An 851-nucleotide genomic window follows, 5' to 3' on the forward strand; every position below is an offset into this window, starting at 1 on the left:
CTGCAGCCAGTCCTGCGTGATCGCGGCAACAAGACCGCCACGGAGCGCTGCAAAAACCCCGCCACCAAGCGAACGAAGTCACATCCAGAAGGTTCGCTTCCGGGTTTTGGCACATGTCCCGGGTAGGGTCTAGGACATGAACGAAACAGATGGCTCCAGAGGCGACCCCCGCGGCGGCTGGGGCCGCGTCCTGATACCCATCGTGCTTGGGGTGGTTGTGGTCGCAGTGATCCGTTTCGGCGTCGGGCTAGTTCCGCAGCACCCCTTCGTGGGGCTGTTCCTCATCATCATCACGACCGCTTTGACGATCACGGGTCTACTGCGCGCGGGCGGAGGTAGGAAGTGAGCGGCCACTCTCGCCCCTCGGGTCAGCGCGTGGCCTACGTCCGCGTTTCATCAGCTGGCCAGAACCTCGCACGGCAGCTCGAGGCTGTGGGGGAGTGCGACGAGACGTTCACCGAGAAGCAGTCCGGCAAGAGTGCACGAGACCGCCCTGAGCTACAGGCACTGATCCGGCACGTCCGCCACGGTGACCACGTCGTCGTCACCTCCATGGACCGGCTGGCCCGCTCGGTGATCGACCTGAACAACATCGTCCAGCAGATCACCGGCGACCCGGCCCACCACACCGAGGAAAACCCCCGTAAGGGGGCCAGTATCGAGTTCCTGAAGGAACGCCTGACCTTCACCCCCGAGGGCGAGGATCCGATGGCCGAGTTCCAGCTGAACATGATGGGTTCCTTCGCCCAGTTCGAGCGCGACCTCATCCGATTGTCAGTCTCTATCTACCCGATCCCGCGAGGATGGGGTAGTCCCGGCCGACGCGGTCTGACCCTTGCTTATGACTGGCC

At 63.7% G+C, this 851-nt stretch carries 2 protein-coding genes; both read left to right on the top strand.

The genetic code is table 11. The annotated features are described in order from the left end of the window. The first annotated feature begins 136 nt into the window (after nt 1-136). Nucleotides 137-346, top strand: a complete 210-nt coding sequence (locus tag ABD093_RS18195) for a hypothetical protein (protein WP_343926278.1) — start codon at nt 137-139, stop codon at nt 344-346. A 29-nt stretch (nt 347-375) separates the two neighbouring features. Further along, a partial coding sequence (locus ABD093_RS18200; RefSeq protein WP_343926280.1) for a recombinase family protein occupies nt 376-851 on the top strand: 476 nt, incomplete at its 3' end.

It is taken from the genome of Brachybacterium tyrofermentans, from assembly GCF_039526165.1.
Classification (GTDB): Bacteria; Actinomycetota; Actinomycetes; order Actinomycetales; family Dermabacteraceae; genus Brachybacterium; species Brachybacterium tyrofermentans.

Bases quoted from the DNA above. Each gene is read 5' to 3' on its own strand.
- ABD093_RS18195 (WP_343926278.1), top strand. From the start codon at position 137: ATGAACGAAACAGATGGCTCCAGAGGCGACCCCCGCGGCGGCTGGGGC.